The sequence below is a fragment of the Nitratireductor sp. GCM10026969 genome (assembly GCF_042660605.1).
Taxonomy (GTDB): domain Bacteria; phylum Pseudomonadota; class Alphaproteobacteria; order Rhizobiales; family Rhizobiaceae; genus Chelativorans.
In genome coordinates this window covers 1-26,185 of record NZ_JBHSUM010000054.1, presented here as the reverse complement: position 1 = coordinate 26,185, position 26,185 = coordinate 1, and the positions used below count along the sequence as shown (strand labels likewise).

The 26,185-nt window shown below is 64.7% G+C and carries 24 protein-coding genes and 2 pseudogenes; 16 read left to right on the top strand and 10 right to left on the bottom strand.

The window, feature by feature from the left end; translation table 11 throughout:
• Positions 1-274 (top strand): annotated as a pseudogene (locus ACFP9U_RS12930) (hypothetical protein); the annotation flags it as partial.
• 8 nt (positions 275-282) lie between these two features.
• Here the strand turns inward: ACFP9U_RS12930 and ACFP9U_RS12925 are convergent.
• Entirely contained in the window at positions 283-522 is a 240-nt protein-coding gene (locus ACFP9U_RS12925) for a hypothetical protein (protein WP_378621957.1), read from the bottom strand.
• A gap of 31 nt (positions 523-553) precedes the next feature.
• Between ACFP9U_RS12925 and ACFP9U_RS12920 the strand changes: the two genes are divergently transcribed.
• The 6 genes from ACFP9U_RS12920 (at position 554) to ACFP9U_RS12895 (ending at position 4,356) form a co-directional block, all read left to right on the top strand.
• Positions 554-976, top strand: coding sequence for a hypothetical protein (locus ACFP9U_RS12920; protein WP_378621953.1), 423 nt, complete (start codon positions 554-556; stop codon positions 974-976).
• Positions 977-1,223: 247 nt separating this feature from the next.
• Positions 1,224-1,916, top strand: a complete 693-nt coding sequence (locus ACFP9U_RS12915) for a c-type cytochrome (RefSeq protein ID WP_378621950.1) — start codon at positions 1,224-1,226, stop codon at positions 1,914-1,916.
• 152 nt (positions 1,917-2,068) lie between these two features.
• Positions 2,069-2,875 (top strand): WD40/YVTN/BNR-like repeat-containing protein, encoded by an 807-nt coding sequence (locus tag ACFP9U_RS12910; protein WP_378621949.1) that lies wholly within the window; start codon positions 2,069-2,071, stop codon positions 2,873-2,875.
• Positions 2,876-2,886: 11 nt separating this feature from the next.
• Positions 2,887-3,369 carry a DUF411 domain-containing protein gene (locus ACFP9U_RS12905; RefSeq protein WP_378621947.1) on the top strand — a complete coding sequence of 161 codons (483 nt, stop codon included), beginning with the start codon at positions 2,887-2,889 and terminating at the stop codon, positions 3,367-3,369.
• Between the two features lie 33 nt (positions 3,370-3,402).
• Positions 3,403-3,867 (top strand): c-type cytochrome, encoded by a 465-nt coding sequence (locus ACFP9U_RS12900; protein WP_378621946.1) that lies wholly within the window; start codon positions 3,403-3,405, stop codon positions 3,865-3,867.
• 201 nt (positions 3,868-4,068) lie between these two features.
• Complete coding sequence (locus ACFP9U_RS12895; RefSeq protein ID WP_378621944.1) at positions 4,069-4,356, top strand: hypothetical protein; 288 nt, start codon at positions 4,069-4,071, stop codon at positions 4,354-4,356.
• A 168-nt stretch (positions 4,357-4,524) separates the two neighbouring features.
• On the opposite strand, the gene ACFP9U_RS12890 is transcribed toward ACFP9U_RS12895, so the two are convergent.
• Positions 4,525-4,938, bottom strand: coding sequence for a MerR family transcriptional regulator (locus ACFP9U_RS12890; protein ID WP_322450938.1), 414 nt, complete (start codon positions 4,936-4,938; stop codon positions 4,525-4,527).
• 76 nt (positions 4,939-5,014) lie between these two features.
• On the opposite strand from ACFP9U_RS12890, the gene ACFP9U_RS12885 reads away from it, so the two are divergent.
• From ACFP9U_RS12885 to merA, 3 genes and pseudogenes are all read left to right on the top strand, one after another.
• Positions 5,015-5,413, top strand: coding sequence for a mercuric transporter MerT family protein (locus ACFP9U_RS12885; protein WP_378621943.1), 399 nt, complete (start codon positions 5,015-5,017; stop codon positions 5,411-5,413).
• A 12-nt stretch (positions 5,414-5,425) separates the two neighbouring features.
• The gene (locus ACFP9U_RS12880; RefSeq protein ID WP_378621941.1) at positions 5,426-5,761 is read left to right on the top strand and encodes a heavy-metal-associated domain-containing protein; all 336 of its coding nucleotides are present in this window, start codon (positions 5,426-5,428) and stop codon (positions 5,759-5,761) included.
• A gap of 180 nt (positions 5,762-5,941) precedes the next feature.
• A pseudogene (gene merA, locus ACFP9U_RS12875) lies at positions 5,942-7,345 on the top strand (mercury(II) reductase); the annotation flags it as partial.
• A gap of 72 nt (positions 7,346-7,417) precedes the next feature.
• On the opposite strand, the gene ACFP9U_RS12870 reads toward merA, so the two are convergent.
• The gene (locus ACFP9U_RS12870; RefSeq protein WP_322450942.1) at positions 7,418-7,864 is read right to left on the bottom strand and encodes a MarR family winged helix-turn-helix transcriptional regulator; all 447 of its coding nucleotides are present in this window, start codon (positions 7,862-7,864) and stop codon (positions 7,418-7,420) included.
• Between the two features lie 276 nt (positions 7,865-8,140).
• Here ACFP9U_RS12870 and ACFP9U_RS12865 point away from each other — a divergent pair, with 276 nt between their 5' ends.
• Positions 8,141-8,968 carry an alpha/beta fold hydrolase gene (locus ACFP9U_RS12865; protein WP_378621956.1) on the top strand — a complete coding sequence of 276 codons (828 nt, stop codon included), beginning with the start codon at positions 8,141-8,143 and terminating at the stop codon, positions 8,966-8,968.
• Between the two features lie 381 nt (positions 8,969-9,349).
• On the opposite strand, the gene ACFP9U_RS12860 is transcribed toward ACFP9U_RS12865, so the two are convergent.
• The 4 genes from ACFP9U_RS12860 to ACFP9U_RS12845 form a co-directional block, all read right to left on the bottom strand.
• On the bottom strand, positions 9,350-10,687 hold the full coding sequence (locus tag ACFP9U_RS12860; protein ID WP_378621939.1) for an HlyD family type I secretion periplasmic adaptor subunit: 1,338 nt from the start codon (positions 10,685-10,687) through the stop codon (positions 9,350-9,352).
• Positions 10,662-12,410 (bottom strand): type I secretion system permease/ATPase, encoded by a 1,749-nt coding sequence (locus ACFP9U_RS12855; protein WP_378621938.1) that lies wholly within the window; start codon positions 12,408-12,410, stop codon positions 10,662-10,664. Before ACFP9U_RS12855 ends, ACFP9U_RS12860 begins: the two co-directional genes overlap by 26 nt.
• Before the next feature lie 129 nt (positions 12,411-12,539).
• Positions 12,540-19,133 (bottom strand): choice-of-anchor I family protein, encoded by a 6,594-nt coding sequence (locus ACFP9U_RS12850; RefSeq protein WP_378621935.1) that lies wholly within the window; start codon positions 19,131-19,133, stop codon positions 12,540-12,542.
• Between the two features lie 363 nt (positions 19,134-19,496).
• Positions 19,497-19,889: a GFA family protein gene (locus ACFP9U_RS12845; protein WP_378621934.1), complete on the bottom strand. Its 393-nt coding sequence runs from the start codon at positions 19,887-19,889 to the stop codon at positions 19,497-19,499.
• A gap of 501 nt (positions 19,890-20,390) precedes the next feature.
• Here ACFP9U_RS12845 and ACFP9U_RS12840 point away from each other — a divergent pair.
• Entirely contained in the window at positions 20,391-20,759 is a 369-nt protein-coding gene (locus ACFP9U_RS12840; RefSeq protein ID WP_378621932.1) for a hypothetical protein, read from the top strand.
• Positions 20,760-20,762: 3 nt separating this feature from the next.
• Here ACFP9U_RS12840 and ACFP9U_RS12835 read toward each other — a convergent pair whose 3' ends face one another.
• A complete protein-coding gene (locus ACFP9U_RS12835) occupies positions 20,763-21,212 on the bottom strand; it encodes a hypothetical protein (protein WP_378621930.1) in 450 nt (149 codons plus the stop codon).
• Positions 21,213-21,332: 120 nt separating this feature from the next.
• Between ACFP9U_RS12835 and ACFP9U_RS12830 the strand changes: the two genes are divergently transcribed.
• Both ACFP9U_RS12830 and ACFP9U_RS12825 read left to right on the top strand, forming a co-directional pair.
• Positions 21,333-21,680: a DUF952 domain-containing protein gene (locus tag ACFP9U_RS12830; RefSeq protein WP_378621929.1), complete on the top strand. Its 348-nt coding sequence runs from the start codon at positions 21,333-21,335 to the stop codon at positions 21,678-21,680.
• A complete protein-coding gene (locus tag ACFP9U_RS12825; RefSeq protein WP_378621927.1) occupies positions 21,677-22,768 on the top strand; it encodes a quinone-dependent dihydroorotate dehydrogenase in 1,092 nt (363 codons plus the stop codon). The genes ACFP9U_RS12830 and ACFP9U_RS12825 overlap by 4 nt, the downstream gene beginning before the upstream one ends.
• Positions 22,769-22,784: 16 nt before the next feature.
• Here ACFP9U_RS12825 and ACFP9U_RS12820 read toward each other — a convergent pair whose 3' ends face one another.
• Positions 22,785-24,149, bottom strand: coding sequence for an MATE family efflux transporter (locus ACFP9U_RS12820; RefSeq protein ID WP_378621926.1), 1,365 nt, complete (start codon positions 24,147-24,149; stop codon positions 22,785-22,787).
• Between the two features lie 178 nt (positions 24,150-24,327).
• Entirely contained in the window at positions 24,328-24,591 is a 264-nt protein-coding gene (locus tag ACFP9U_RS12815) for a DUF6460 domain-containing protein (protein ID WP_378621954.1), read from the bottom strand.
• 172 nt (positions 24,592-24,763) lie between these two features.
• Between ACFP9U_RS12815 and ACFP9U_RS12810 the strand changes: the two genes are divergently transcribed.
• Complete coding sequence (locus ACFP9U_RS12810; RefSeq protein ID WP_378621924.1) at positions 24,764-25,333, top strand: transglycosylase SLT domain-containing protein; 570 nt, start codon at positions 24,764-24,766, stop codon at positions 25,331-25,333.
• 195 nt (positions 25,334-25,528) lie between these two features.
• Positions 25,529-26,185: alkaline phosphatase (locus ACFP9U_RS12805; protein ID WP_378621922.1), on the top strand; the 657-nt coding region annotated here is incomplete at its 3' end.

The window sequence follows — 26,185 nt, the reverse complement described above, 5'->3', positions numbered from 1 at the left end:
CGAGGCCTGCGCTGCGCAGCAGGCCCTGCTCGACACCGTCACCGGTGCGCGCTGGAGCCACCTCCTGCCGCCCGCGATGCTGATCGACGGGCCGCGCACCGGCGCCTATGCGTGGGGGACAGATACGCTCGTCACCAATGCCGAGGGCGTTTCGCAGATATCCTATGCGGACTTCGCCGTGGCCATGGTCGACCTCGTCGAGTCCTCGGAGGCGACACCGCTGCGGGCGACCGTCGGGTGGCGGGAGTCCGCGGCCCAGGTTGCGGGCCCATAAGAACGCATTCAGATGCATGAACCTGCGAAGAGGAGGACGGCGAGATAGTTTCTCGCCGTCTTTTCGTATCGGGTTGCGACAAGCCTATGTCTCGGGAAAAGTCTCGGCAGCCTGAAGAGCCGTGTATCGTTTCGGTTCCTTCGACATACTTGGCCCGTGGCACCCATCACGGCGGACCAGCGTCTCAATATCCGGTCAATCGTGCGTTCGCTGACGTTGAGGCGTCCGGCCAAATTCGTCGCCGTGATCGGCGCTCGGGCCTCTTGGAACGTTTGAAGTATGGCGATCAGTCGATCCGTTTCTGGTCATGGCAACGACAGAACCATATCGACAGGGCACGGGGTTCAGGGTATTTACTACGAGATGGAAAGGTATGTCCGCGTTCTAACGATCCTGGTGCTCGCCGTTTTCGCAGCGGGATCGGCTGTACATGCCACGAATGCCGCCAGCATGAGCGTGAAGATGGCACTTGCCACCGTCGACAGCGGTGACATGGGCGACTGCCAGGATTGCCCTGACGGCGGTGACGACATGCAAGCGTGCGACGATGTCTGCGTTTCTCCCATTCTGGCCCTTGTGCCATCCGGCCCGCCCGGAATGCCTGCGGCCGAGACGACTGCCGAAAGCCCGGTTCCTCGCAGCGTAACCGGGCGCACCGGTCTGCCAGATCCTTACCCTCCGCGATCCATCATCCTGAGTTGACGCTGCCCGGACTCCGTTCCGGCTAGCGGCGTTTGGTGTCATGCGCTGTCAGTCTGGCCGCCCATGATCCTGCTTCGCATCGCGCTACCCGCGCGCTGCGGCTCCAACGCTCTTTCAGGATGGTTGAAACATCATGGTCCTGTACCCACTGACGCCGACGCGTCGAGCCTTTCTCACATCCGCCGTGGCATTGGCGGCCCCTGTGGTACTCCCCGTCTCGGGACTTCGGAGCGCTTCCGGCACGCTCTTGGGCGCCGCACTGATCCTTCTGACGTTCAGTTCGGGCGCTCTTGCCGAAGGGGACGCGAGACGCGGCGCACAGGTTTATCGCGCCTGCGTCGCTTGTCACGCGCTCGCGCCTGACCTGCATCTTAGCGGTCCGAGCCTCGACGGGTTCATGGGGCGCAGGGTGGGTACGGCCGAGGGGTTCATGCGCTATTCGACGGGATTGAAGGAGGCGGGCTTTTCCTGGAACGCGGACGCGCTCGACGGCTGGTTGAAAGACCCCGCGGGCATGATCCCTGACACCTACATGAGGTTCCGTGGGATCGATGACCCCCAGGCACGCGCCGACCTCGTCGCCTTCCTCGAAATCGCCGGTCAGCCGGGCGGCGGCAAGAAAGTCGTCGGCGAAGGCCTGATCCCCGCCGCCTGGCTGCGCGCCGGAGCGCCGGAACCGATCGGCGATCCGCAGCCGGAAATACGTGTCACGGCAATCCGCCATTGCGGCGACAGCTATTTCATCACCACCGGGGACGGCCGGGAAACACCCTACTGGGAGAAGAACATCCGGCTCAAGATCGACAGCGTCGAAACCGGCCCGCCGGCCGGAACCGCCGTGATCCTTGGGGCCGGCATGGGCGGCGACCGATTCTCGGTGATCTTCCCAAGCCTTACGGCGCTGACGAACCTTGTCACGGAACGTTGTGAGGCCCGCTGAACATGAACGATACCGGTATCGCAATCACGTCCAGATGCTCCACACGGCTTTCCAGACGCGCCTTCCTCGGCGCGGTCGCGGCCGGGGCCGGGCTGATCAGTCTGCCTTCGAGACTTCGCGCCGCATCGGGTCTCGGCATAACCAGTTCCGCAATGGCCTTCGACGGCGATGGGTTGATCGTGGCTCACGATACGCTGTCCCGCCGCGACGGCGGTGGAGCTCTGACACTGCTGCCCGGTCCGACGGGCGGCAATATTCTCTCGCTCGCGACGCACAAGGATCGTGCCGGTCGAATTGCGGCGGGGCTCAAGAGCGGGGGCGTCGCACTGTCTGAAGACGGAGGGCAGAGCTGGGAGGCGGGAAACCGGGGTTTGCCCGACGCTCCGGTCACGGCTGTCACAATGGCGGCTTTAAGCCTCGACACCTTGTATGCGGCCGTTCATGGCGACGGTCTGTGGAAGAGCGAGGATGCCGGCCGGTCCTGGATCTTCGCGATGGACCGGCCGTGGTTGGAAGGCGCCGAGCGTGACCTGACTGCACTGGCCTCGGTCGACCTGGCCACGGGCATGGGCGGCATCTGGATCTATGCCGGAACCGAGATGGGCCTGACCCGCGTGCCCGACTGTCTCTGCCGCTGGCAGGACGTGCAGCCTGGAGATGCGATGGACACATTGATATCCGGTGCAGCGCCTGCACCCGAAAAGCCCCTGCCGGCTGGAGAGCCGATCCTCGCATTGGTGAGCGCGGCATCGCTTCCGACCAGGCTCTATGCCGCCTTGCCTTCGGGCATCTGGGTTTCCGAGGATGCCGGCGTCGTCTGGGTACAACGCTCAACACCCCGCGCCGAAGCGGTCGCCGTCTCCCCGAAAAATGCCGATCACGTCGCCGCCCTCACTGAGGGCGGTCTCATCCAAAGTCGTGATGGCGGTATGACCTGGACCGCGCTTGCGGACCTTTAATGGAGAACATCATGAAAAAGATCATTGTCATCGCAACCGTTGCCACCTTGGCCGCTGCCGGTGGTGTGACCTTTACCGCGTTGACCGCGGCCCAGGACCCACAAGAAACGAGCCAGAACGCAGCAGAAGCAAAAGCGATCACCATCTGGCGCGATCCTGGCTGCGGATGTTGCGATGCCTATGCCGACTATCTGGAGGCGAACGGCTTTTCCGTGACGCGCGTCGACGACCGTGATTTCGACAAACGCTCGGTCGAGATGGGTGTTCCCGAGAGGGGAATTGGATGCCACCTGGCCGAGATCGACGGCTATGTCGTGAGCGGGCTCGTGCCGGTCGAGATCATCGAGAGGCTGGTCAGCGAACGCCCGGACATCACCGGGATCACGTTGCCGGGGATGCCGGCCAATGCGCCGGGTATGGCGCCGGCGAAAACCGGCACGCTGAAGACCTATGCCTTCGGCGACGGCGGTGTTTCCGTCTATTCCGATGAGTGAGGCCATCGCGGCATGAATACAAAGCGATTGCACATGGCAGTTGCCGGCCTGGTGGCGTTCACTACGGTCGCAGCACAGGCAGGGGGCACGGGAACCCAGGTGCCTCCTGATGGCCTGACATTTCTTGGCCAGCCCGTGACGGGCGAGCAAATCGCCCTCGGCCAGGAGGTCTATGCGCAAAGCTGCGCCTCCTGCCACGGCGCCGACCTCGAGGGTCAGCCCGATTGGAAGCGCAGGCTGGAGAATGGCCGCATGCCCGCGCCGCCGCATGACGAAAGCGGCCACACCTGGCATCACTCGGATCGGGACCTGTTCGCCATCACCAAGCTCGGCATCGGCGGTGTCGTCCCGGGCTATGGGAGCGACATGCCAGCCTTCAAAGACATCTTGAGCGACGATGAGATCGCCGCGGTGCTCGCTTTTATCAAGAGCACGTGGCCCGAGCGCCAGCGGGAAATACAGGCACGAGTGACGGCCAATGACGGGGATGGGTCATGAGCGCCGTTGGGAAACAACGTACCGTCGGAATGCGCGGCCGTAGTGTCCTGGCCTTCCTCCCGCTGACCGTCGCCACCGCCCTTGCCATCGTGCTGGCCTGGGTTGCCGGACAACACAGGAGACACATGGCCGCGCGTGTGACGGCTTCGTCCCCGCATTTCCACCCCCCCCCCCCCACCACCCAGACAAGGAGAGCAACCGATGCGTAATCCGATCAAGGCACTCACGATAGCCGCCATGCTGATCATCGGCTTCGGTGCCGCTGCGACCCATGCCCAGGAGCCGGAAACCCCGAGCGGACAGGGTTCCATGATGGGCGACGGCGGCATGAACGGCACGATGGGTCAGGATGGAATGTCCGGCATGGGCGATATGAACGGCATGATGGGCATGATGAAGATGATGGCCCAGATGGGACCGATGATGGAGCAGTGCACCAGGATGATGGCCGTCATGACAGAACACATGAAGGCGGCGCCAGACCAGTAGGATGCCGCAGACCCACCCCGCCTGGACCGCAGGCCCGGGCGGGAGCTCCCCCGGGAAAGACTGACATCATCCAGAACAACGCAACTCAGACGAATTTCGCTACGGCCTGTGGATCCTGGCGGGCAATTTCCGCCAGCGCCGCGCCGGTATCGATTGCGAGCGCCGCCATCACGACGCCAACGCCTCCAACACCGGACATTCCGGCACATCCTCGCCGGAGCATTGCGCGGCGGTCGCCGCCAGCACTTTCTCGATCTGCTTGAGGTCAGCGATCTTGGTACGCACTTCGGCAAGATGACTCTCGGTCCGTTCCTTCACCTCGGCGCAGGTCTGGGTGCCACCGTCAACGAGATCGAGCAGCCCGCGGATCTGGCCGATGGAAAAGCCGAGTTCGCGGGCGCGCAGGATGAAGCGCAGCCGCGAGACATGTGTCTCATCATAGATCCTGTAGCCCGATGCCGTGCGCGGCGGGTCGGGCATCATGCCGGTTTTCTCGTAATAGCGGATAGTCTCCAGATTGCAGCCTGTGCGCCGGGCCAATTCGGCCCGCTGCAATCGCTTCCCGGAAACGTGATCGGTCATAGCCCGAAACTTCTCTTGAGTCTGTAGGAGCTACAGACCGTAGCCTGCTTTCTAGTGAAAATCGAGGGCGAACCACATGAGTGATATAGAAACGGAGAAGGCGATACTCGATGCGCCAACGCAGTTGTCAGATCGCAAAAGGAGTTGGTTCGCCGCCGGAGGCGTCATCGGAGCGGTCCTCGCCTCGACGTGCTGCATCGCGCCGCTCGTACTGCTGACGCTCGGCGTTTCGGGTGCCTGGATCAGCAATTTGGCCGCGCTCGAGCTTTACCAACCGATCTTCACCGGCGTGGCGCTCGTCTCCATTGGGCTCGGCTTTCGGCAGGTCTATTTCCAGGCCAAACCAGCCTGCAAGGATGACTCCTGCTGCGCCCGTCCCGAATCCGCCCTCATCACCAAGTCCGCCCTATGGCTTTCGACCGCGCTGGTCATCCTGGCGCTGACCACCAACTGGTGGGCACCGTTTTTCTACTGAGGAGAAATCGGCATGGAACCAACACGCGCCATTGCGACCGGATTCCTTGCGCTGGCGGTGTCCGCCATGTCCTTCATCGCGCCTGTCCCTTCGCGGTTTCCTGCTTCAGTCGCGCACGCGGCCGAGACCGAGCACGTCGCGACCTTCGACGTGCCGGGCATGACCTGTGCGCTCTGCCCCGTCACGGTGCGAAAAGCGATGGAGAGCGTTGCAGGCGTCAGATCAGTCGAGGTCAATTTCGACGCCAAGACGACAACCGTGGTGTTCGATCCTTCCATGACGACAATCGAGGCCATCGCCGCCGCCTCCGCCAACGCCGGTTATCCGGCGCACATCTCCGGAAGCTGATCCGATGGGCGATCCATCCCGTGCTGGAGCCTTGGGCTGGTCGGGGCGGTGATCGTGCTGTGCTGCCTCGTCGAGTGATGTCATCCCGCTCAGCGCCCTGGCCAACTATTTCGGCTGGCGCGCGAGGCTCCGCAACAGCCATGTTGAGAGGAATCACAGATGAATGACAGCTGCGCGCCACGCGCCGAAGGCAGCTATGACCTTGCCGTCATCGGGGCAGGCTCAGCGGGCTTTTCCGCCGCGATTACAGCCGCCGAACAAGGGGCGAATGTCGCGCTGATCGGTCATGGCACGATTGGCGGCACCTGCGTCAATGTCGGCTGCGTGCCGTCCAAGACTATGATCCGCGCTGCCGAGGCCGTGCATGGTGCCGGCAGGGCGGGACGGTTTCCGGGACTTGCCGGCGAAGCACACGTCAGCGACTGGCGGGCTCTCGTCACGGCCAAGGACGATCTTGTCTGGACGCTCAGGCAGGAGAAATATGTCGACCTGCTGAGAGACTACAACGGCATCAGCTATCTTGAAGGGACCGCGCGGCTGAACGGGACCGGTGTTGCGGTGGATGGGCTTGCCATCCCTGCGGGCAAAACGATCATTGCGACCGGCGCTTCGCCTGCCATCCCCGGCATTCCCGGTATCGAAGCCGTGCCCTATCTCACGAGCACGAATGCGCTTGAACTTGAAGACCCGCCACGTTCCCTGCTCGTTGTCGGCGGTGGCTATATCGGCTGTGAGCTGGCGCAGATGTTCGCGCGTATGGGCACCGCCGTGACGCTGGTCACGCGCTCGCGCCTGTTGCCCGAGGCGGAGCCGGAGGTCACGGTGAGGCTCTCCCGATATCTTGCTGACGAGGGCATTGCGGTGCGCTCGGGGCTTTCTTATTCTTCCATCGTTCATTCAGACGGCGAAATCCTTTTGAGCATCGACGCGGACGGCCGTTCCGAGACGCTCGCTGCTGACAAGGTACTGGTTGCGACCGGGCGCACGCCCAATACCGCCGGTCTTGGGCTGGCGGAAGCTGGTGTGGAGGTCGCGGCCAATGGCGGCATCGTCGTCGACAGCCGCATGCGCACGACGCGGGCCGGCGTCTATGCGGCCGGCGACGTCACTGGCCGCGATCAGTTCGTCTACATGGCAGCTTATGGCGCCAAACTCGCGTCGGCCAATGCACTCAATGGCGACAGTCTTGTCTACGACGATACCGCCATGCCCTGGGTGGTCTTCACCGATCCGCAGGTTGCCGGTGTAGGGCTGTCCGAGCGCCAGGCACGAGCCGCGGGTTTCGAGACCAAAATCTCTGTCGTGCCGCTGGACCGGGTGCCGCGTGCGCTTGCGGCGCGTGACACGCGTGGGCTCATCAAGCTGGTGGCGGATGTCGAAAGCGACCGCCTCCTCGGCGCGCAGATCTTGGCCCCGGAAGGCGCGGACAGCATCCAGACCATCGTTCTGGCGATCAGGTTCGGAATGACGACGAAGGAGCTTGGCGAGACGATCTTCCCCTATCTCACCACGGTGGAGGGCTTGAAGCTCGCCGCGCAGGGCTTCGCCAAAGACGTGGCGAAACTCTCGTGCTGCGCGGGTTAACCGGGTGAGGTGAGCATTTCAAAGGGCAACAGCGTAGACGTGGTTCTCATCATAGCGCGCCGTTCTTGTGCTTCAGCCCTGCTTTTCCATGGTCTCCTTCAGGCGCTGTTGAACCAGCAGAAGCTTCTGCCGCAGGTCTTCGAGCTCTTCGCCGGACAAGCCCAATGCGTCGGCGACGCAGGCCGGGACAGGTTCGGCTCGCTTCTTCAGTTGCCGCCCTTTCTCGGTCAGGCGGATGCGAACCTGCCGCTCGTCCTTGGCGTCGCGGGTTCGAGAGACGAGGCCCAAGGCTTCCAGCCGTTTCAGTAGAGGCGTCAGCGTATTTGATTCGAGTGATAGTTCCGCGCCGATCTCCCTGACGGTCCGGTCGTCGCGCGACCAAAGGCTCACCATGACCAGGTACTGCGGATAGGTCAGACCGAGTTCAGCAAGCAGGGGCCGGTAGAACTCGTTGAAGGTGTGCTCGGCGGAATAGATCGAAAAGCACAGGAACTGGTCGAGCTGGAGGTTATCCGGCATGGGGAACGCCCTTCTTCACCTGGTTGACACTCACGAACAAGATATATCGCACACGATTTAATCGCAAGCGCTTGACAGGCCGTCCATCGTGGCGCATATAGATCGTGCACGATTAAATCGTGTGCGATGAAAAAGGGACCTGTCATGAAGTCACTGACCCCCGATCTCACCCGCCGCGGCGCTCTCGCTCTTGGCGCAGGCGCCGCCACTTTCCTCCTCGCTGCCCCGCAATTCCGCGCCGCAGCCCAAAACCTCGAAGCGAAAGGAAACCTGATCATGAACACCATCTCCACCAAGGACGGCACGAAAATCTTCTACAAGGACTGGGGACCCCGGGACGGCCAGCCGATTGTTTTCTCCCATGGCTGGCCGCTATCGGCAGATGCCTGGGATGCGCAGATGCTCTTCTTCGGCTTGAACGGCTACCGCGTGATCGCCCATGACCGGCGCGGGCATGGCCGTTCCGACCAGCCGTGGGACGGCAACAACATGGATCAGTATGCCGACGATCTGGCCGAGCTGTTCGAGAAACTGGACCTCAGCAACGCTGTCCTGGTCGGACACTCCACCGGCGGCGGAGAAGTCGCCCATTATATCGGGCGGCATGGCTCGCACCGGGTCGCCAAGGTCGTGCTCGTGGGCGCGGTGCCCCCGCTCATGCTGAAGACGGCCGACAATCCGGAGGGCACACCCCTCGAGGTGTTCGATGACATCCGGGCTGGTGTCGCGACCAACCGAGCGCAATTCTACTATGACCTGACGATCCCCTTCTACGGCTTCAATCGCGATGGCGTCGAAGTCAATGAAGGCTTCCGCGAGAGTTTTCGCCTGCAGGGGCTCGCGGGCGGCATCAAGGGCCAGTACGACTGCGTCCATGAGTTCTCGGAAGTCGACTACACCGACGATCTCAAGGCCATCGACAAGCCCACCCTGATCATCCATGGCGGCGACGACCAGCTCGTGCCGATCAAGGCTTCCGCGGAGAAGGCCGCGAGGCTCGTCGAAGGCGTGACCCTCAAGGTATATGAGGGCGGCAGCCATGGCCTCGCCCAGATCGACGCCGAGCGCTTCAACGGCGACGTGCTCGACTTCATCAAAGTCTGATTCCGGCTCTATATAGTCGGCTAATCACATCCGCCGCTGGCACTCTGCCAGCGGCGGCCTTCTTTGCACGAACCGCCGTCAGCAAGACCCGGCGGCCTTGATCTCGTCGACCAGACGGGCACTCCAGATGGCGCTGCATTCTCCGAACGTTCTCGAATTGCCGACCTCCGCGCCTGAACAACTTCCGATGTCGATAATCTGTAGTGACGTTGCAGGCTTTCGCCAGAGTTTCATCCGGCGGCTCAATGGGATGGCACCGTGTTGATACCCAACTGAAGTGACGTGCGTAGAGAGCATCGCTGCGAACGGCGGCGTGACACGGGCTATGGCCGCTCCATTTCGGCCGCGGTCGCATCGCTGCCCATACGCTTCCGTTGCCGATTATTCCTCGCGCCAGGCGCGGCTCATGCTATCGATGAGGGGCTGGAGCATGTAGGCGACCGCCGTCCGCTCGCCGGTGCGGATCATCACCTCCGCAGGCATGCCGGGCTGAAGCTCCCGCCCTTTCAGGCGCGCCAGCTCGGCTTCGGGAACGCGGATGCGCGCCAGATAGAACGTCGCGTCGTTCTCGGGACTGGTGAGCGCATCGGCCGAGACGTAGGAGACCCTGCCGGCGAGTGTCGGCGTCGTACGCTGCTTGAAGGCCAGCATGCGCACGTCGGCGGGCTGGCCGATGGCCACATTGTCGATGTCCTGCGGCCGCACGCGCACTTCCACGAGCAGCCTGTCGCCGCTCGGCACGATCTCGAGAATGGTCTCGCCGCCCTTTATCACCGCGTCTTCGCTGTGCACCGCCATGTTGACGATCTTGCCGGAGACGGGCGCGCGGATATCGAGACGTCGCAGCACGTCTTCCGCCGCGATCATCCGTTCGCGCAGGTCGATCGTTTTCGACTGCACCTCGCGCAACGTGCTGACGACCTCGTTCAGAAACGCCTTTTTCTTCTGAAGAATTGCCAGCCTGGCTTCGCCGATCGCCTTGTGAGCGCGGGCGATGTCGGCCGTCAGCTTGCCGCGCTCGCCTTGCAGCCGCGCGGCTTCGCGCTCAAGCGCAAGCAGCCGCTGCTTTGTGGTATGGCCGCCCTCGAAAAGACCCCGCAGCGGTTCGAGCTCGTCGCTGATCAAGGTGATCTGCTTGTCGGTGGAATCGCGTTGCGCGCTAAGACCTTCGATCTCCTGCCTGAGCTGCTCGACCCGCTCGCGCAGGATCCCGGTCTCGCCGGCCAGCGTTTCCCGGCGGGAATGAAAGATGGTCGTCTGGCTCCGGCGCAGCGCGGCCACCTCCGGATCTATATCCGCCGTGCCGAGCGCCTCCGGCCAGTCGATGGTTTCCCTGCCGTCACGCTCCGCGACGAGGCGCGCTTCCTTGGCCAGTTCCTCGCGATGGGCCGATTCCACGATGGCGAGTTGCGCCTTCGCCTTGGTTCCGTCCAGATGGATGAGGATGTCACCGCCCGCGACCGTATCGCCGTTGCGCACGAAGAGGTCGGCGACAATGCCTCCCTCCAGGTGCTGGACCTGCTTGCGGTTGGTGTCGACCGTGATCTGGCCGGACGCCACGACGGCGCTGGCGAGCGGCACCGTGGCGCCCCATGCGCCAGCTCCGCCAAAGGCGATCGCGATCACCGCAACACCGGCTAGGATCCACGGCCAGACGCGCGTGTGTACGGACGTGTTGTCGCCGCCGGAGCCGTTATGTTCGCTCGATGCCGCCGGCATATGCGCGCTCCTTCCTCTGTTGCCCCGCTCCCTGCAGGGACCGGATACCGCTCATCAGCCGCGGCAGCACTTCATCGCGCGGCCCGAATGTCTCGAGCCGCCCGCCGCGCAGCACGGCGACCTGGTCGACCGCGGTCAGAATGGCGGACCGATGCGAGACGATGACGACCGTTCGGCCCTCGTCCTTGAGGCGCATCAGCGTCGCCTGAAGCGCGGCCTCACCGTCGCTGTCGAGATTGGCGTTGGGCTCGTCGAGGACGATCAGCGCGGGCCCGCCGTAGAGCGCTCGCGCAAGCGCGATGCGCTGGCGCTGTCCGCCGGACAGCACGCTGCCGCCTTCGCCGATATGGGTGTCGTAGCCTTTGGGCAGCTTCAAAATCATGTCATGGGCGCCGCACAGCCTGGCGGCGGCGATCACCTTGTCCGCCTCCGGCTCCCGCATGCGGGCGATGTTTTCGGCCACCGTCCCGGCAAGCAGCTCGATATCCTGGGGCAGATAGCCGACATGAACGCCGAGCTGCTCAGGGTGCCAGTTGTCGAGGTCCGCGCCATCCAGCCGCACATGCCCCGAGGCCGGCGGCCACACGCCGACCATCAGGCGGGCGAGCGTGGACTTGCCGGCCGCACTCGGCCCTATCACGCCAAGCATCTGGCCGGGCTCCAGATCGAAGCTGAGGCCTTGCAGGACGGGCTTGCCGCCTTGCGGTGCCACGGCCGTCACGTTGTCGAAGCGGATCCGGCCTTCAGGGGCTTCCAGCGGCAGCGTGTCCGCCGCCGGCGGATTGGTCTCCAGCAGGTCCGTCAGGCGGGCGTGGGCACCGCGGGCGGCGATGAACTGGCGCCAGTTGTTGATGGCGGCCTCCACCGGCGCCAGGGCCCGCCCCATGATGATGGAGCCGGCGATCATGACGCCCGGCGTGATCGCCTCCTGAAGCACCAGCCAGGCGCCGACGCCCAGCATGGCGATCTGCAGGCAGGGGCGGATGAACTTCGAGACTGCCGTGAGAGACCCGGCGTAATCGGAGGCCCGTCCCTGCAGGGCCATGCCGCCGGACTGCAGCTTCATCCAGCGATCGCGCACGTGGCCCAACATGCCCATCACGCGGATGGCCTCGGCGTTGCGCAGGGCGGAGCTGGCAAACTCGTGCGCGGCGTGCATGCGCGAGACCGAGCGCTGCAACGGCCCGCGTGTTGCAAGTTCGGAGATGACGGCGACGATGAACAGAAGCAGCGCGCCAGTGAGCGCCACCGCCCCGAGCAGCGGGTGAAAAAAGAAAATGAGCGCAATGAACGCCGGCGTCCACGGACAGTCGAAGAAGGCGATGACACCGGGTCCGGTCAAAAAGCCCCGCAGGGACTCCACGTCGCGCAGATACTGGCCGCCATTGGCGGTACGCCCCTGCAATTGGTGATCGAACAGGGCCGCGAAAACGGGGGCCTGCAGATTGCGCTCGAACCGGGCGCCCAGCCTGACGAGGATGCGCGACCGGACCAGCTCCAGAAATGCGCTGACGCCGATCAGGCTGACCGCAAGGATCGTGAGCGCCACGAGCGTTTCCTGGCTGCGCGAGGCGAGCACCCGATCGTAAACCTGCAGCATGTAGAGCGGCGCGACCAGCATCAGAAGATTGATAAAGAAGCTGAAGGCGCCGACGGTGGTGAACAGGCGCCGCGCCGAGGCAAGCGCCTTTTTCAGTGCATTGGCTTCGGATGGTTTACTCACGCGTGATACTGCCGGGATCGTTCGCTATCAAACGAAACTCTTCGAAACCGAACAGGGAGGAAGCGGCTTGCAGCCGGTCCCTCCCCGCGGGCCACGGAAAATGGCGCCGGACCCCGTCCGGCGCCGGCGTCAGGCGATCGCGACATCGTCGGACAGATCGATCCGCGCCAGGATCGGGTCGTGATCGCTCGCCGTACCATCCTCGAAGCCGTAGTCGAGATTGGCATGGACGATGTCGACTTCCGGCGCCCTGTCGGCGATCCCGTTGCTGACCAGAATGTGGTCGAGGGCCTGGCTGTTGCCGTTGAAGATGAACGAGTACTGATCCTCCGTCGGCAGGCTGTCGACCAGGTTGATGAGTTCGTCCGACCCGTCGCCGCCATCCTTCAGGGTGTCGAGCGTGTCGGAGAACTGGAAATCGTTGAGATCGCCGAGCACGACCACGTTGGCGTCGGGGTCGCCGGCCAGCAGGTCGGAGACGTAGTCGTTGATGACACCGGCCTGATCCACCCGCTGCGGCAGGGTGATCTCCTCCGGCGGCTGGTTTTCGCCGTAGAGACCGTCGTCCTGGCTTTTCGACTTCAGGTGGTTGCCGACGACGGTGACCTGTTCTCCGGTGGCGTTGAACGTGAACGTCCCCACGAGCGGCTTGCGGGTGCCCTCGTAGAGGGCCTCGGCCGGCGTGCCGTCGCCGTTCTCCTCGAAGGCGTCATCCTCGATCCGCGACAGCGCGTCCAGCGTCACCCGGTCGGGATTGTAGAGGAAGGCGTTCTGGATATTGGCGCCCGGCGCGCCGCCGTCGGCGTTGTCCACGGGATCGATGCTGGCGAAAGCATAGGTCGGACCGCCGGCGTCCTCGATGGCCTGGATCAGCAACTGGAGCGTGGCCGTGGCATCGGTGACGCCATTGTCGGTCTGGCCCGAACCGTCCTGGATTTCCTGCAGGGCGAGAATGTCCGGCGTTCCCAGATTGTTGACGATCTGGTGGGCGATCGCCTCGAAACGGCCGACGGCCACGTCCGTGTCGCCGTCGAGATCATTGGGGTCCAGGTTGAGGGTGTTGTAGGTGGCGATGGTCGCGTGGGTGTCGTCTCTGGCGAGCGTCGTGCTCTCCGGCGTGCGGCCGCCCGGCACCACGATCGGGGCTTCGGTCAGCTGCAGCTTGTAGGCCCCGAAGGTGTAGTCGAGCACGCCCACCGCGTCCGTGGCGAAGATGTCGCCCGTGGTCGCGTCCGGCGCGGTGATCAGCGTGTCGTCGGTGAGCAGGATCTCCGGGTTGAAGTCACCTTCCTGCACCACCGCATTGGCTGACTGCGAACCGTACTCCGCGGCCGTCGCGTTGGCTCTGAGGCCCACCTCTCCGAAACGGTTGGTACCGGCCACGACCAGCGGATCGTCGATCTCGACGCGCATGCCCTCGAGGCTTTCGAGAAAGTCGATAGCGTCAGTCGTCGGATCGAAGCTCGCAAAGCCGTCGTCGTCGATGATGTTGTCGGGCTGGATACGGTCGTCGCCGATGACCACCGTGTCGGGCAGATCATTGCCGGTGGACTCGACGCTGGTGCTGCGCGCCGAAATCTGGGTGACACTCAGCGCAGGCGGGAACTGGAACTCGGTCACGTCCCCCTCGACGGTGACGCCGTCACCCACGTTGAGCCCCGACGTGTCGCCGAACACGAAGATGCCGTCGGAGGTGGCGATGTCGCCGTCCCCCTCCGGATCCTGCATGTAAAACCCGTTGGCGGCGATGGCAGTGACGATGCCCGAGGAGCGCACGAAGCTGCCCTCGTAGGGTGAACGGTGGCCGGCACCCTGGATCTGGGAGATGGTCAGATCCGTCGGCTCGACCGGGCTGCCGGCGCCGTTGGCCGCGCCCGGCGTATCGTCCTGGCCGAGCGGCGAGAAGGAGCCGATCTGCCAGTCGCCCGTGCCGTCCGGCGACCGGTACACGTGGCCCGGTACAAAGGAGCCGTCCGGACCGACCCGCGCGGCGCTGTAGACCTGCTCGCCGCCGGCAGGATCCTCCACGAGCGCCACCGAGTCCGTCACCTCGTCCCATGGCGTGGTGTCGAGCGTGCCGTCGTCGTCGGCGTCGAGATCGTCACCCTCCGCGCCGGTGAAGTTTTGCACCAGCAGATGAGTGACGTTGTCCGAGTTCTCAAAATTGAGGTCGAGCGTGGCATTCGCCGCGCCGAGCGAGAACGTGCTCTCCGCGCCGACGAAGAAGCCGTCGGCATCGAGCGAGAAGGATGAAAGGTCGATCGCTTCCTCGATCACGCCGCTGCCGCCGGCGCCATCGCCGATGACGATATAGGTGTAGCCTGCCAGCGACATGCCGGCCTCACCGAACAGCTCGAAATATTCGTCGTTGTCGGTACCGTCCTGGTCGATGCGGATCTCGTTGATGGCAGGCTGAGTCGCTCCCGGCGCACCGTCGAACACCGCGTCGTCGCGGTAATCGAGGTTCTGGATGCGCGTGTCCTCCGCCCGGCCGGTGTCCTCCTGGGCGTAGGCGTTGGCCGCGTCGCCGAAATTGTCGTCGAGGTACTCGGCCAATGCATCCTGCTCCGTGCCGTCGTCGGCAAAGGTCGCATCGCCCGTCTGGAGGCCATCGGCCGTCCCGTCGCCGTCGAGGTCGTAGAGATCGACCCGGTTGGCCTGCGGCCCGGTCGGGAACGGATAACCGTCGCCGCCGTCGGCCAGGAAGTTCAGCGTCACGATGCGGAAGGTCTGGCTGGCATCCCCGACGATCTCGCCATCACGCACCAGCTCGGCGATCAGGTTGCCGTCCTGGTCGAACACGCCCGCATTCACGATGCGCTCGCCGGCCGGCAAATCCGGGTCATAGGAGAACTTCACACCCGAAACCTGCGGGAACTGCCCGGCCACCTCGGGGAGCGCTGAGACGCCGTGCTCCAGCACGTCGACGAGTTCCTGCTTGGTGAGCGTGAGAAGCGTGAGGCCGTTGTTGAAGGCCAGCGCGGTCTGGATGTCGTTCTGCGAGATACCGCCTTGCGGCTTCACGATGTTGCCGTCGCTGTCCACGACCGCCTCGTTGGGAAGGCGCTCGGGCCCGGTGCCACCGGGCGGCACCACCGTCTGGCCGATCGAGGCCCGGACACCGCCGCCGTTCTTGATGGAGATCACCACGTCGGCGTCCTGCTCCTGCGCGACCGCGAGGTTGGCGTCGGCGGTCAGGCTGCCCAGATTGGTCTCCTGGGTGCGGACACCATCGGGGTCATTCGGGTCGTCGACGCCGGAGCGGTTGCCGTTCAGGAACACGTCCGACACGCCGAACACGTTGGATTCGGTGGCGATGATCTGTTCCTGGATCTGATCGACGATCTGCTGGATCTCCGGGTCGACCAGATCCTCGGCTCCGAGATCGGCCACCCCCTGGTCGTCGGTCGCGTATGCACCGGAGACGTCCTCGTCATAGCTCTCCGGTATGATGTTGCCCTCGGCGTCGAAATCGATCACCAGGCGGCCGACATATTTGTAGCTCCCGTCGGTGTTGACGACCGCCGTCGTCGTGCCGCCGGCATTGGTGACGAACTGCGGGTACTGGCCCTGGTCGCTGTCGCCGTCGCGCGGACGGTCGTTATCGTCGAAAAGCCGCGTGTTGGAGCCGCCAGCCACGATGATGTCGACGTTCTCCAGCCGCTCGGCGAGCCCGAGTTCGATGCTGATCTGCTGCATGTGCGCCAGCAGCACCACCTTGTTCAGGCCGGGGTTGTCGGCAAGCAGCGTGTCGACTTCCGCCTGGATGACGGCGGCCAGCGCATCGAGCTGTTCCGGCGTCGGCGTCGTGTCGAAATCGCCGGGCAGGATGCCGAGGTCGCCGGCGTCGGAGATCACGTCCAGCGTCGGCGTCGTCGCGCCGACCACGCCGATCTGTTCGCCGTTTACGTCGATCACGGTTGAGGACGACACGACATTGCCCTGCGGTGCCTGGCCGCCTTCGACCTCCAGCGGCGCCAGGTTGGGATCGGCGGAGAAGTCGAGATTGGCCGACAGATAGGGGAATGCCGTGCCGGCGAAGTCCTCGCCAAGGATCGAACCCGGCGCCGAGCCGCTGATCAGACCGGCGACAACGCCCGTGCCGAAGTCGAACTCGTGGTTGCCGAGCGCAACGGCCTGAAGCCCGAGTTCGTTCTGGATCTGGATGTCGGCGATACCGCCGGAGCCGAACACCGCTTCCGAGGCGTCGAAGAAAAGACCCGGTATATAGGCGTCGCCCGCGGAAAGGGTCAGCGTGTTGTCGGCGATGCCGTCATTGCCCAGATCCTGATTGCGCAGCGCGTTGAGCACCGCCGAAAGGTTCGGCGCGTCCTCGATCGCCGCCACCGCGGCTTCCTGGTCGGTGAAATGCAGCAACTCCAGCGTGAAGGTCGTCTGCAGTTCCACCGTCTGATCGGCGAATTGCAGCTGCTCCACGTTCTGAATGCCGTCGACGCCGTCGGGGCGCCCGCCGCGCAGGTCGACGACGATGTTGTGGTCCGTGTCGACCAGATAGTCGTCGCGGTTGCCCGTGAAGACCACCGTGTCCAGACCCTCGCCCCCATCGTGCTCGTCATTGCCTTTTCCGCCGATGAGCACATCGTCGCCATCGCCGCCGAACAGTTCGTCGTCGCCCTTTCCGCCTTCGAGCACGTCGTCGCCGTTGCCGCCGAAGAGTTCGTCGCGGCCATTGCCGCCGTCGATCTCGTCGTCACCGTCCTCGCCGTACAGCTCGTCGCGGCCGCGCCCGCCGAGGATGATATCGTCGCCATCCCCGCCGAAGATTTCGTCGCGCCCGTTGCCGCCTTTCAGTTCATCGTTGCCGGCAAGGCCCATGATCTCGTCATTGCCGTTGCGGCCGTCGATCTCGTCGTTGCCGGCGGTGCCGGTGAGTTCGTCGTCGCGCCTGCCGCCCCTGATTTCCTCTCCGCTGAAATTGATCTGGTAGAGGGTCGTGGTGCCGGAGACCTCGTTGGAGACCGCCAGCATGGGCACGCCATTGGGGCTGTCTTCCGCAGCGATGAAGGTGAGACCCTCGGGCGCGATGTCGCCCTCTGTGCGGATATATTGGGTGAACTCGACGTCCCAGGGCCTGGTGATGTCGAAGACGAACACGCCGCCGCCGGCGCGCTCGATGCCGACGAAGGCATAGGTGTGGCCCTCGATCTCGCCGATGACGACGGACTCCGGCTCGGGCCCCTTGGCGTCGGAGCGGTTGTCGAATTCGTCCGGATCGGCGTCGTTGGCATTGAAGAGTTCCGGCGTCAGCTGCGCCGTGATCTGCTCCAGCATGTCGCCGCTGTCGAAGACCTGGTTGCCGTCCTCGTCCCAGATCGAGAACGAGCGGGCGCCGTAGGCGTAAAGCTCGTCATAGTCGCCGTCGCCGTCCGTGTCTCCGTCGATTGTAGAGACCTCCAGACGGCCCAGGATGCCATCCTGCTGCAGGATGGCCGCGTTCGGGAAGGCATCGGTGTCGAGCTCCAGATCACCGATGCGCTCTTCCTCGTCGCGCGCGTCGCCTTCGTTGGCGGTCACGTAATAGGTCTTGCCCCCGGCCTCGTAGGACGAGATCGCATCGGGCATGTAGAGCCCCTTCACCGGCTGGGTGCCAATGTCGATGGTGTCGCCATCCCGGTCGGAAGCATCGAGACCGTTGCCGGGCCTGGAATGGTCCTTGGCGCCCAGCGGTTGGATCTCGGTCACCGTCGCCGTTTCGATGTCGACCACGGCGACCGCATTGGCCTCCTGCAGCGTCACGAACGCCTTCTTGCCGTCCTCGGAGATGGCGATGTACTCGGGCTCGACGTCGTCCGACAGCACCTTGCCCTCGAAGATGCGCAGGCCCATTGCCTCGAGCGCCGCCTGCTGGGCATCGAACGCCGTGAAACCGGCGGTGGCGACCGTCGCCCCGGCGACACCGTCCGACAGATCGATGACGCTGATCGAGCCCTTCGGATCGAGGTCGCCATCCGGCTCGCCCTCGTTGGCGACCAGCAGCTTGTCGCCGTCCGGCGTGAACACCAGCATGTCGGGCAGCGATCCCACCTCGACGGAGCCGAGGAAGTTGCCGTCCGCATCAAAGAAGCCGACGAGACCCGGATCGGTCGCCTGATCGGCCTCGATCGCCACTGCAACGATACCGCCCGCCACCGCGACGCTGTTGGGGCCGCCGGTCGGCTGGCCGTTCACCGTGTTCACGTCGATGGCGCCGACCTTGGTGGGCGTCTTCGGATCGGAGATATCGAGGATGTCGATTGTGCCCTGCTCGGCGTTGACGACGAACAGGCGCTGGGTCTGCGGATCGTGGGCGACGATCTCCGCCGCGCCCTCGCCGAGACCTGAATCATACGTGGCGAGCGCCGTCAGCTCGATCGTGAAGTCGTCGTCCCGCCCGCGGCCCGGGCCGCGATCGTCTTCGTCCCAGTCATGCCGATCATCATCGCCGCGACCATTCCCGCCGCTATGGTCGTCATTCCCATCGCGGTCGCGTCCGCGGCCATGGCGATCATCGTCATTGCCCCAGCGCCAGTTGTCGTGGTCCCAACCACCGTCATCGTCACTCCGGCGGTGGTCTTCGCCGCGGTTGCGATGATTGTCGTCGCGGGCATGATCGCGTCCGCGTTCCTCGTTGCGGTCGTATCCGGAGGGAGCGTCGCTGCGGTAGGGATCGCCTTTGTAAAAGTCAACGTATCCCCGGCCTCGGTAGGTGCCCTCGTATCCCATCAGAATCCCTCCTGCCTAATGCGTTCAGCTCAATGTGCTTCGCCCGCGAGACGTGTCATCTCACGCTGCGTGCGCCCTCGACGGCGCCCGGAAAATTCGCTGACGGGCCATCCCCAACCCGTGAGCTGGCCCCGATGCCTCCCGCGGCCGGGCCAACAGTCCGGACGCTAGCAGCGGCCGGTGACGGTTCGTTAACCATTGAATGACGGTACGATGAAGCCCGCCCATGCCGGCTTCGTCCTTGATGCCTTGGAACAGGTGCCGCTGCTGGAGCCGATCGGCAGTATCCCGCCGCGATCAAATGGGGATCAGGGCATAGATTTCCGCCACCTCTTAATGAGGCCTTCGCACCGCTCGTGCGACCTACTCCTCAAAGCGGGACGTGGCGTCACGATCGCGGTCGTATCGTCTCGCGAGCGGAAACGGCGGCAACCATGACTCGCGACGGATGGTCCAGAGTTCGTAGGTTGGCATCAGCTGGTCAGGGGTATCCAGGGATCCCAGGTTCACTTCGATTTCGTCGGCGGTGCGTGCGAAAACGGACGAGCCGCAGCGGGGACAGAAAAACCGCCCGGCGTAGTCGCGCGTTTCGCCATCGATCGTCACCGCATCCTGAGGGAACACCGCGGAAGCGTGAAAAAGGGCCCCGTGATGCTTGCGACAGTCGAGACAGTGACAAAGGCCGACCCGGTATGGGAGCCCCGATGCCACGATTCGGACGTTGCCGCACAGGCAACCGCCGGTGAAACGGTCCATGCTGCGTCTCCTCCAGAATCAAGCATCGGAATGGCTACAATGATCAGCTCCGCCATTGCAATTGCCCGCTGCGGTCGGGCGGTGCGTTCAGGCGCTGATAGTCGCGGACACAGCGCCTCGGCCGACCAGGGTGAGGATCGCCAGTCCAGCGAGCGGGATCCGCGCCGCGCACAAGATCAGCGACGATCTGCTGCCGCTCGCACGGTTCCGCCACATCAATCCGCAAGGAAGAGCGACGTTGGCTTCGCTGCCTGGACCGTATCGCAACGACTGCGCCCCGAGCGACAACGGTTCACAAGCCGCTCGCCCGTGATCATGTGCGCCAGGATAAGCGGCCGGGCAGTGTCATGCGGTGCCGACATTGCCGCAATCGGTCACCACTCGGGCGACATGCGCCCGCGGTGACGGCTCCGCCGTGGTGGGCAGGCCCTTGCGGAACAAATCCCGATGGACCCGCATTGCGTCACCGAGAGTCGGCGTACCGTGCGGACGTTCGAAGCAATGGAAAAGGTACGCGAGACGGCATTCGTGTGCATCGGCCGCGCCGTCCTGTTCGGCGGGTTTGCGGTCGTCCTGGTGATGCTGAGCTTTTCCTTCGACATGGTGCTGGCGCTCTATGCCGGCGCCGTGCTCATGCTGGTGATGGCGGAGATCCTCATCCTGAAGGCGTTCGCCGCCCCATGGCAGAATCCGAAGAAGACGGAGGTCTGGGGCTGCCTGGACGAGCGCGCACGACCCGCGGCAGCGGCCGGCAGAATGGCCTTCGCCGCGGTTCTGCGCGAGGTCTACGGCCGTTTCGCGCGAAACAGCTATGCCGTCGCGTGCTCGTTCTTTGCCGCCTCGCTCGTCCTGCGCGGGCTCGGAATGTGAGGATCAGGTCCGCTCGGCGGGCGCCTGGTCGGTGCTCTGCTCCTGCTGTTGCTCCTCCTCGAAACCGCGCACGACATCCATGAAGCGGCGGAAGAAGCGCTCCATCAAGCCGAGCGTGCGCTCGAACTCCTCTTCGCTGGGCAATCCCGTCGTCTCCTCACCGGCGCCGCCTTCCAGCGCTTCGACACGCGCCTCGAGCGCGGCGATCCGTTCACGGAGAGCCTCGATCCGCGGGTCGTCGGGCCGGCGCTCGTCGGCGGCCGGCGTGCACACGAACTCGCCCGAGCGCTCGCGGCAAAGCGCCATGGCGCCGGTGCGCGCGTCCATGCGCAAATAGCCGTTGTCCGTCTTCTCCAGCAAATAGCGCTCGCCGCCAGCGCCCGCCTCCTGGGCGGCGAGGATGCCGGGCGTAAGAAGGAAAAGTCCCGCCAGGGCGGCAGCCGTCACTCGCATCGGTTCTACTCCCAAGGAACGTCGATCCGTCATCGTCGCGCACGATTGCGCCGCAAATTGGATGGTGCAAAAGGCACCGCCCGCTTTGCGCACGCGCGATAATGGGACTATAGCGCGCTCATGGCAAAACTGATCTACAAAATCTGTCCGCAATCCTTGTGGCGGCAGGCCGAGCGCGAAGGCGTGCTTGCCGGGGCACCGGTGGACCTGGCCGACGGTTTCATCCACTTCTCCACCGGCGCCCAGCTGCGCGAGACGGCCGCGAAGCATTTTTCCGGGCAGGACGATCTCCTCCTCGTCGCGGTCGACGAAGAAAAGCTCGGTGAAAAGCTGAGATACGAGATTTCGCGTGGGGGCCAGCCCTTTCCGCATCTTTACGCTCCGCTGCCGCTCAGCGCCGTGCATTGGGTGAAGCCTCTGCCGCTTGACGCCGACGGGCGGCATGCATTTCCGCCGCTCGAACCATGAAGCGCCTCTTGGACCTCGCCGCGCGCCCTCTGCTCTTCAGGCTCGACCCGGAGCGGGCACACGGGCTTTCCATCGCCGCCTTGAAGTCCGGCGTTCGGCTTTCCGATCCGCCGCCGGTTTCGCGCAAGCTTTCCCTGACGCTGGCCGGGCTCGACTTTCCCAATCCGCTGGGGATCGCCGCCGGCTACGACAAGAACGCCGAGGTTCCCGACGCGCTGCTCAGGCTCGGCTTCGGTTTCGCCGAGTGCGGCACCATCACGCCGCGGCCGCAGGCGGGCAACCCGAAGCCACGCATCTTCCGCCTCGCTGAGGACGAGGCGGTGATCAACCGGCTGGGCTTCAACAATGAAGGCCATCAGGGCGCGCTGGCGCGACTGCTCGCGCGCGCCCCGCAGGGCGGCGTGGTCGGTGTCAACATCGGCGCCAACCGAGACAGCGCCGACCGCATGGCCGACTACGAGGAAGGCGTTCGCCTTTTCGCCGGAGTGGCGTCCTATCTGACAGTCAACATCTCCTCGCCCAACACGGCCGGCCTGCGCGCCTTGCAGGACCGCGAAAGCCTCGCGGAACTGCTCGAACGGGTCATGCGGGCACGCAACGCCCAGGCGGCGGGGCTCGACACCGGCACCCCCGTCTTCCTGAAGATCGCCCCCGACCTTTCCGACGAGGCCATGGGCGATATCGCCGCCGAGGTGCTCGACAAGCGGGTGGACGGGCTCATCGTCTCCAACACCACGCTTGCGCGCGCCGGGCTGAAATCGGCGGCCGCGCAGGAGGCGGGCGGGCTTTCCGGCGCGCCGCTCTTCGAACGCTCGACCATCGTCCTGGCGCGGATGCGGCGGCTGATCGGCCCCTGGCTCCCCATCATCGGGGTCGGCGGCGTGCGCTCTGCGGAAACGGCGCTGGAGAAGATGCGGGCCGGTGCCGACCTGGTGCAGATTTACACCGGCATGATCTATCAAGGGCCGGGGCTTGCCGCCCGCATCTTGCGTGGCCTCGACACCTATGCCGAGCGCGAGGAGCTCTCCTCCATCGCCGAGATCCGCGACAGCCGCGTGGAGGAATGGGCCGCACGGCGGCTCGACTGAAGCTTGGCGGAAGCCTTCAGCGGAAGGCCTCCCGCGCCCTTCCCGGCAGGATGGAGACGAGGGTGAGGCCACGCGCGATCATGAAGATGTGCAGAGCCGCCCACAGGCCGGGATTGCCGAAGACCGCACCCAGCGAGAACAGGCACGCCACATAGATCGCCAGCGACACGAGCATCATGTTGCGCATGTCGCGCGACCAGGTGGCGCCGATGAAGACGCCGTCCATGGCGAAGGCGAGCACGCCGCTGACGGCGATGAAGGCCGCCCACGGCAGATAGGCGCCGGCGACCGCGCGCACCTCCGGCGCCGTGGTCATCAGGTGGATGAAGGTCTCGCCGAAGAGCAGGAAGGTCGCCGTCGCCGCCACGGCGAGTGCAAAGCCCCAAAGCGTGCTGAGCCAGACAGCCTTGCGGAAGGCCGGCGCGTGGCGCGCGCCGATGGCACGGCCGGCCAGCTGTTCGGCGGCGGTGGCGAAGCCGTCGAGGAAATAGCCGGCGACGAGATAGAAATTCAGCAGGACCGCATTGGCGGCGAGCGTGACCGTGCCGAGCTGCGCACCCTGCCGGGTGAAGAGCGCGAAGGTGGCGAGCAGCGCAAAGGAACGGACCATGATATCGCGGTTGAGCGCGAGCATGTCCAGCATGCTGGCCATGTCGAATATGCGCGAAAGGACCGGGCGCGGGCTCTCGCGAAAGCGCCGAAGCAGGATCACAAGACCGGCCGCCGCGCCGACGAGCTCGCCGCCGACCGTTCCCCAAGCCACGCCCTCGAGGCCCCAGCCGAGATGGAGGCCGAGCAGGATCGACAGGACGATGTTGGAGCCGTTCAGAAAAACCTGCAGGATGAGGCCGAGACCGCCCTCCCCGCGCCCCAGCACATAGCCGAGGATGGAGAAGTTGATGAGGGTGAGGGGCGCGGCAAGCATGCGGATCTCGATATAGAGGCGCATGGCGCGCGCCACCTCCGGTTCCGGGTCGATGAACCGGATGCCGAGCCAGGCGATCGCCGCCGTCAGGAGGATGAGCGCGACGCCGACGCCCGCGGCCACGGCGAGGGAGCGCAAGAGGATCGCCTGCTCCTCCTGCACGTCGCCGCGCCCGTGCGCCTGCGCGACCAGCCCGGTCGTGCTCGACCGCAAGGAATTGAAGGTGTTGAAGACGACGTCGAAGACGATCGCGCCGGCCGCCAGCCCGCCGAGCAGTGCCGCATCGCCCAATTGCCCGACGACGGCCGTATCGACGATGCCGAGGAGCGGCGTCGTCAGATAGGCGAGCGTCATCGGAACGGCGATGGCGAGAACGAGCCTGTTCGTCACCTCGAAGGGGCGGCCGCGCCGCGTATGCAAGGTCGCCTGGTCCACTGCCTCTCCCGAATCTGTCATGCGACGGCATGAGGGCGTGCTTCGCGCCGGCTGGCAAGATGCTCACGGCACCTTTGCAATGAGCCAGGAAGCCGCCCAAAGCAGTGTGCGCTCACATTCGTTCGCTTGGCTGCTCTATCTGTTTGTTTTCGCCGCATTCGTGCCATGCCAAGTGATTCCCACTTGGCTGCAAAATGGTCTAGCGCCGATAACTCAGCAGCCGCAGGATGAGGAATGCCGGCACAACGATGACCGCGCCGAGGACGATGTAGCCGAAGAAGTTTCCGAGCGCGGCAAAGCCCATATTCCAGATGCGCAGGACCATGTCCCGCAATGCATCGAAAATATCCCAAGGGGACCAGTGAAATGCGCTCATGAGGAAGCCGACGATGAAGGAGACCACCAGGAGCTTCACGATCACGCGCAGCGGGCTGTCGCCCAGGAATCTTGTCAGTGCCGACACGGCCTTCACCTTCGACTGCTCTTTCAACCCGTGCATATTGATCGCGCGCCGACAGCGCAAGCCTGCGGACGCGAACCGGAACGGCAGCGGACGGGCGCAACCGTTAACGACCCTTTATGCGAAATCTTAGGATTTTCCGCACTACGACCGCAGCAGAGCGAAGGGTCAGGTCATGCGTGCTGCGGTTTTGTTTCTGTTGCTGGTGCTTGCGGGCTGCGCAAGCACACCCGACAACATCAACAACGCCTGCTCCGTTTTCCAGCAGAGGGATGGCTGGTTCAACGACTGGTACAGCGCCGCCAAGCGCACCGAGCGCTCCTACGGGGTTCCCGTTCCCGTGCTCATGGCGACGATCCGCGTGGAATCGGGCTTCAAGGCCAATGCGCGCCCGCCGCGAAAGAAGCTGCTGGGCTTTATCCCGTGGAAACGGCCATCGAGCGCCTATGGCTACTCCCAGGCCCTCGACGGCACCTGGGCGGAGTACAAGCGTGCAACCGGGAAACCGGTGGCGACACGCCGCAGCTTCGCCGACGCCGTCGACTTCGTCGGCTGGTACCATTACCGCAGCAACCAGAAAAACGGCATCGCGCTCAACGACACCTACAATCTCTACCTGGCATACTATGCCGGCCATGGCGGCTACGCCCGAGGCAACTTCGGTTCCGGCACCAGAAGGGCGGCACAAAAGGCGGCGGCCATGGCCGACTCCTATGCACGCCAGATCCGTTCCTGCGGATTGTAGGGACGGCGGACGGCCCCGGATCATCGTCTAACAGGCACAACGCCCGGACCACGGCAGCAGTTCGCCCTTGTTGCCTGGCGCCTGCCGGCATAGAATGGCGTCGTCGCGCATTTTTTTAAGCGGCTTCAGATAGTTATACAGCGCAGGTTTTCAAAGATGAATTGTGTTGCCACGTTGATTTCGGCCGGTACGGCCATGCTTCTTCTTATGTCACCCGCCCCCGCGCAGGATGTCGTCCAGGCCGGCAGCGCATGGTACGCCGCCGGCGAGGCCGCGCTGGCGGCCAAGATGGCCGAGCAGCCCAACACCGGGCGGGCGCGAAACGTTATCCTGTTCATCGCCGACGGCATGGGAGTGGGCACGAACTATGCCATTCGCCTGTTCGAGGGACAGCAAAAGGGCAAACTCGGTGAGGAGCACATCCTGCACCACGAGGGCTTCCCGTACACGGCCCTGGTCAAGACTTACAACATCAACGCCCAGACACCGGACTCGGCGGCGACCGCCGGCGCCATCAACTCGGGTGTGAAACAGGTCTTCGGCACGATCAATGCCGGTGAAGACGCGATCCGCGGCGATTGCGCCAGCCAGGCGGGCGAAAAGCTGACCCTGTTTTCCGAACTGGCCGCCAGTGCCGGCAAATCGGTGGGCGTGGTCTCGACGGCCCGCATCACGCACGCGACGGGTGCGGCGGTCTATGCGCGGGTGGCCGAGCGGAACTGGGAGGCCGCCGCGCCTGAAGGGTGCACCGACATCGCCACCCAACTCGTCGACATGATAGACGCCGGCGTCATCGATCTCGCCCTCGGCGGCGGTGCGCGGAACTTCGTTCCCGCCGGCGCCGAGACGCCG

Excerpts from the sequence above, each read along its gene's own strand:
- ACFP9U_RS12920 (WP_378621953.1), top strand. The coding sequence starts at position 554 with ATGGCGATCAGTCGATCCGTTTCTGGTCATGGCAACGACAGAACCATA.
- ACFP9U_RS12910 (WP_378621949.1), top strand. The coding sequence starts at position 2,069 with ATGGCCTTCGACGGCGATGGGTTGATCGTGGCTCACGATACGCTGTCC.
- ACFP9U_RS12905 (WP_378621947.1), top strand. The coding sequence starts at position 2,887 with ATGAAAAAGATCATTGTCATCGCAACCGTTGCCACCTTGGCCGCTGCC.
- ACFP9U_RS12900 (WP_378621946.1), top strand. The coding sequence starts at position 3,403 with ATGGCAGTTGCCGGCCTGGTGGCGTTCACTACGGTCGCAGCACAGGCA.
- ACFP9U_RS12895 (WP_378621944.1), top strand. The coding sequence starts at position 4,069 with ATGCGTAATCCGATCAAGGCACTCACGATAGCCGCCATGCTGATCATC.
- ACFP9U_RS12890 (WP_322450938.1), bottom strand. The coding sequence starts at position 4,938 with ATGACCGATCACGTTTCCGGGAAGCGATTGCAGCGGGCCGAATTGGCC.
- ACFP9U_RS12885 (WP_378621943.1), top strand. The coding sequence starts at position 5,015 with ATGAGTGATATAGAAACGGAGAAGGCGATACTCGATGCGCCAACGCAG.
- ACFP9U_RS12880 (WP_378621941.1), top strand. The coding sequence starts at position 5,426 with ATGGAACCAACACGCGCCATTGCGACCGGATTCCTTGCGCTGGCGGTG.
- ACFP9U_RS12870 (WP_322450942.1), bottom strand. The coding sequence starts at position 7,864 with ATGCCGGATAACCTCCAGCTCGACCAGTTCCTGTGCTTTTCGATCTAT.
- ACFP9U_RS12865 (WP_378621956.1), top strand. The coding sequence starts at position 8,141 with ATGAACACCATCTCCACCAAGGACGGCACGAAAATCTTCTACAAGGAC.
- ACFP9U_RS12860 (WP_378621939.1), bottom strand. The coding sequence starts at position 10,687 with ATGCCGGCGGCATCGAGCGAACATAACGGCTCCGGCGGCGACAACACG.
- ACFP9U_RS12850 (WP_378621935.1), bottom strand. The coding sequence starts at position 19,133 with ATGGGATACGAGGGCACCTACCGAGGCCGGGGATACGTTGACTTTTAC.
- ACFP9U_RS12845 (WP_378621934.1), bottom strand. The coding sequence starts at position 19,889 with ATGGACCGTTTCACCGGCGGTTGCCTGTGCGGCAACGTCCGAATCGTG.
- ACFP9U_RS12840 (WP_378621932.1), top strand. The coding sequence starts at position 20,391 with ATGGAAAAGGTACGCGAGACGGCATTCGTGTGCATCGGCCGCGCCGTC.
- ACFP9U_RS12835 (WP_378621930.1), bottom strand. The coding sequence starts at position 21,212 with ATGCGAGTGACGGCTGCCGCCCTGGCGGGACTTTTCCTTCTTACGCCC.
- ACFP9U_RS12830 (WP_378621929.1), top strand. The coding sequence starts at position 21,333 with ATGGCAAAACTGATCTACAAAATCTGTCCGCAATCCTTGTGGCGGCAG.
- ACFP9U_RS12825 (WP_378621927.1), top strand. The coding sequence starts at position 21,677 with ATGAAGCGCCTCTTGGACCTCGCCGCGCGCCCTCTGCTCTTCAGGCTC.
- ACFP9U_RS12820 (WP_378621926.1), bottom strand. The coding sequence starts at position 24,149 with ATGACAGATTCGGGAGAGGCAGTGGACCAGGCGACCTTGCATACGCGG.
- ACFP9U_RS12810 (WP_378621924.1), top strand. The coding sequence starts at position 24,764 with ATGCGTGCTGCGGTTTTGTTTCTGTTGCTGGTGCTTGCGGGCTGCGCA.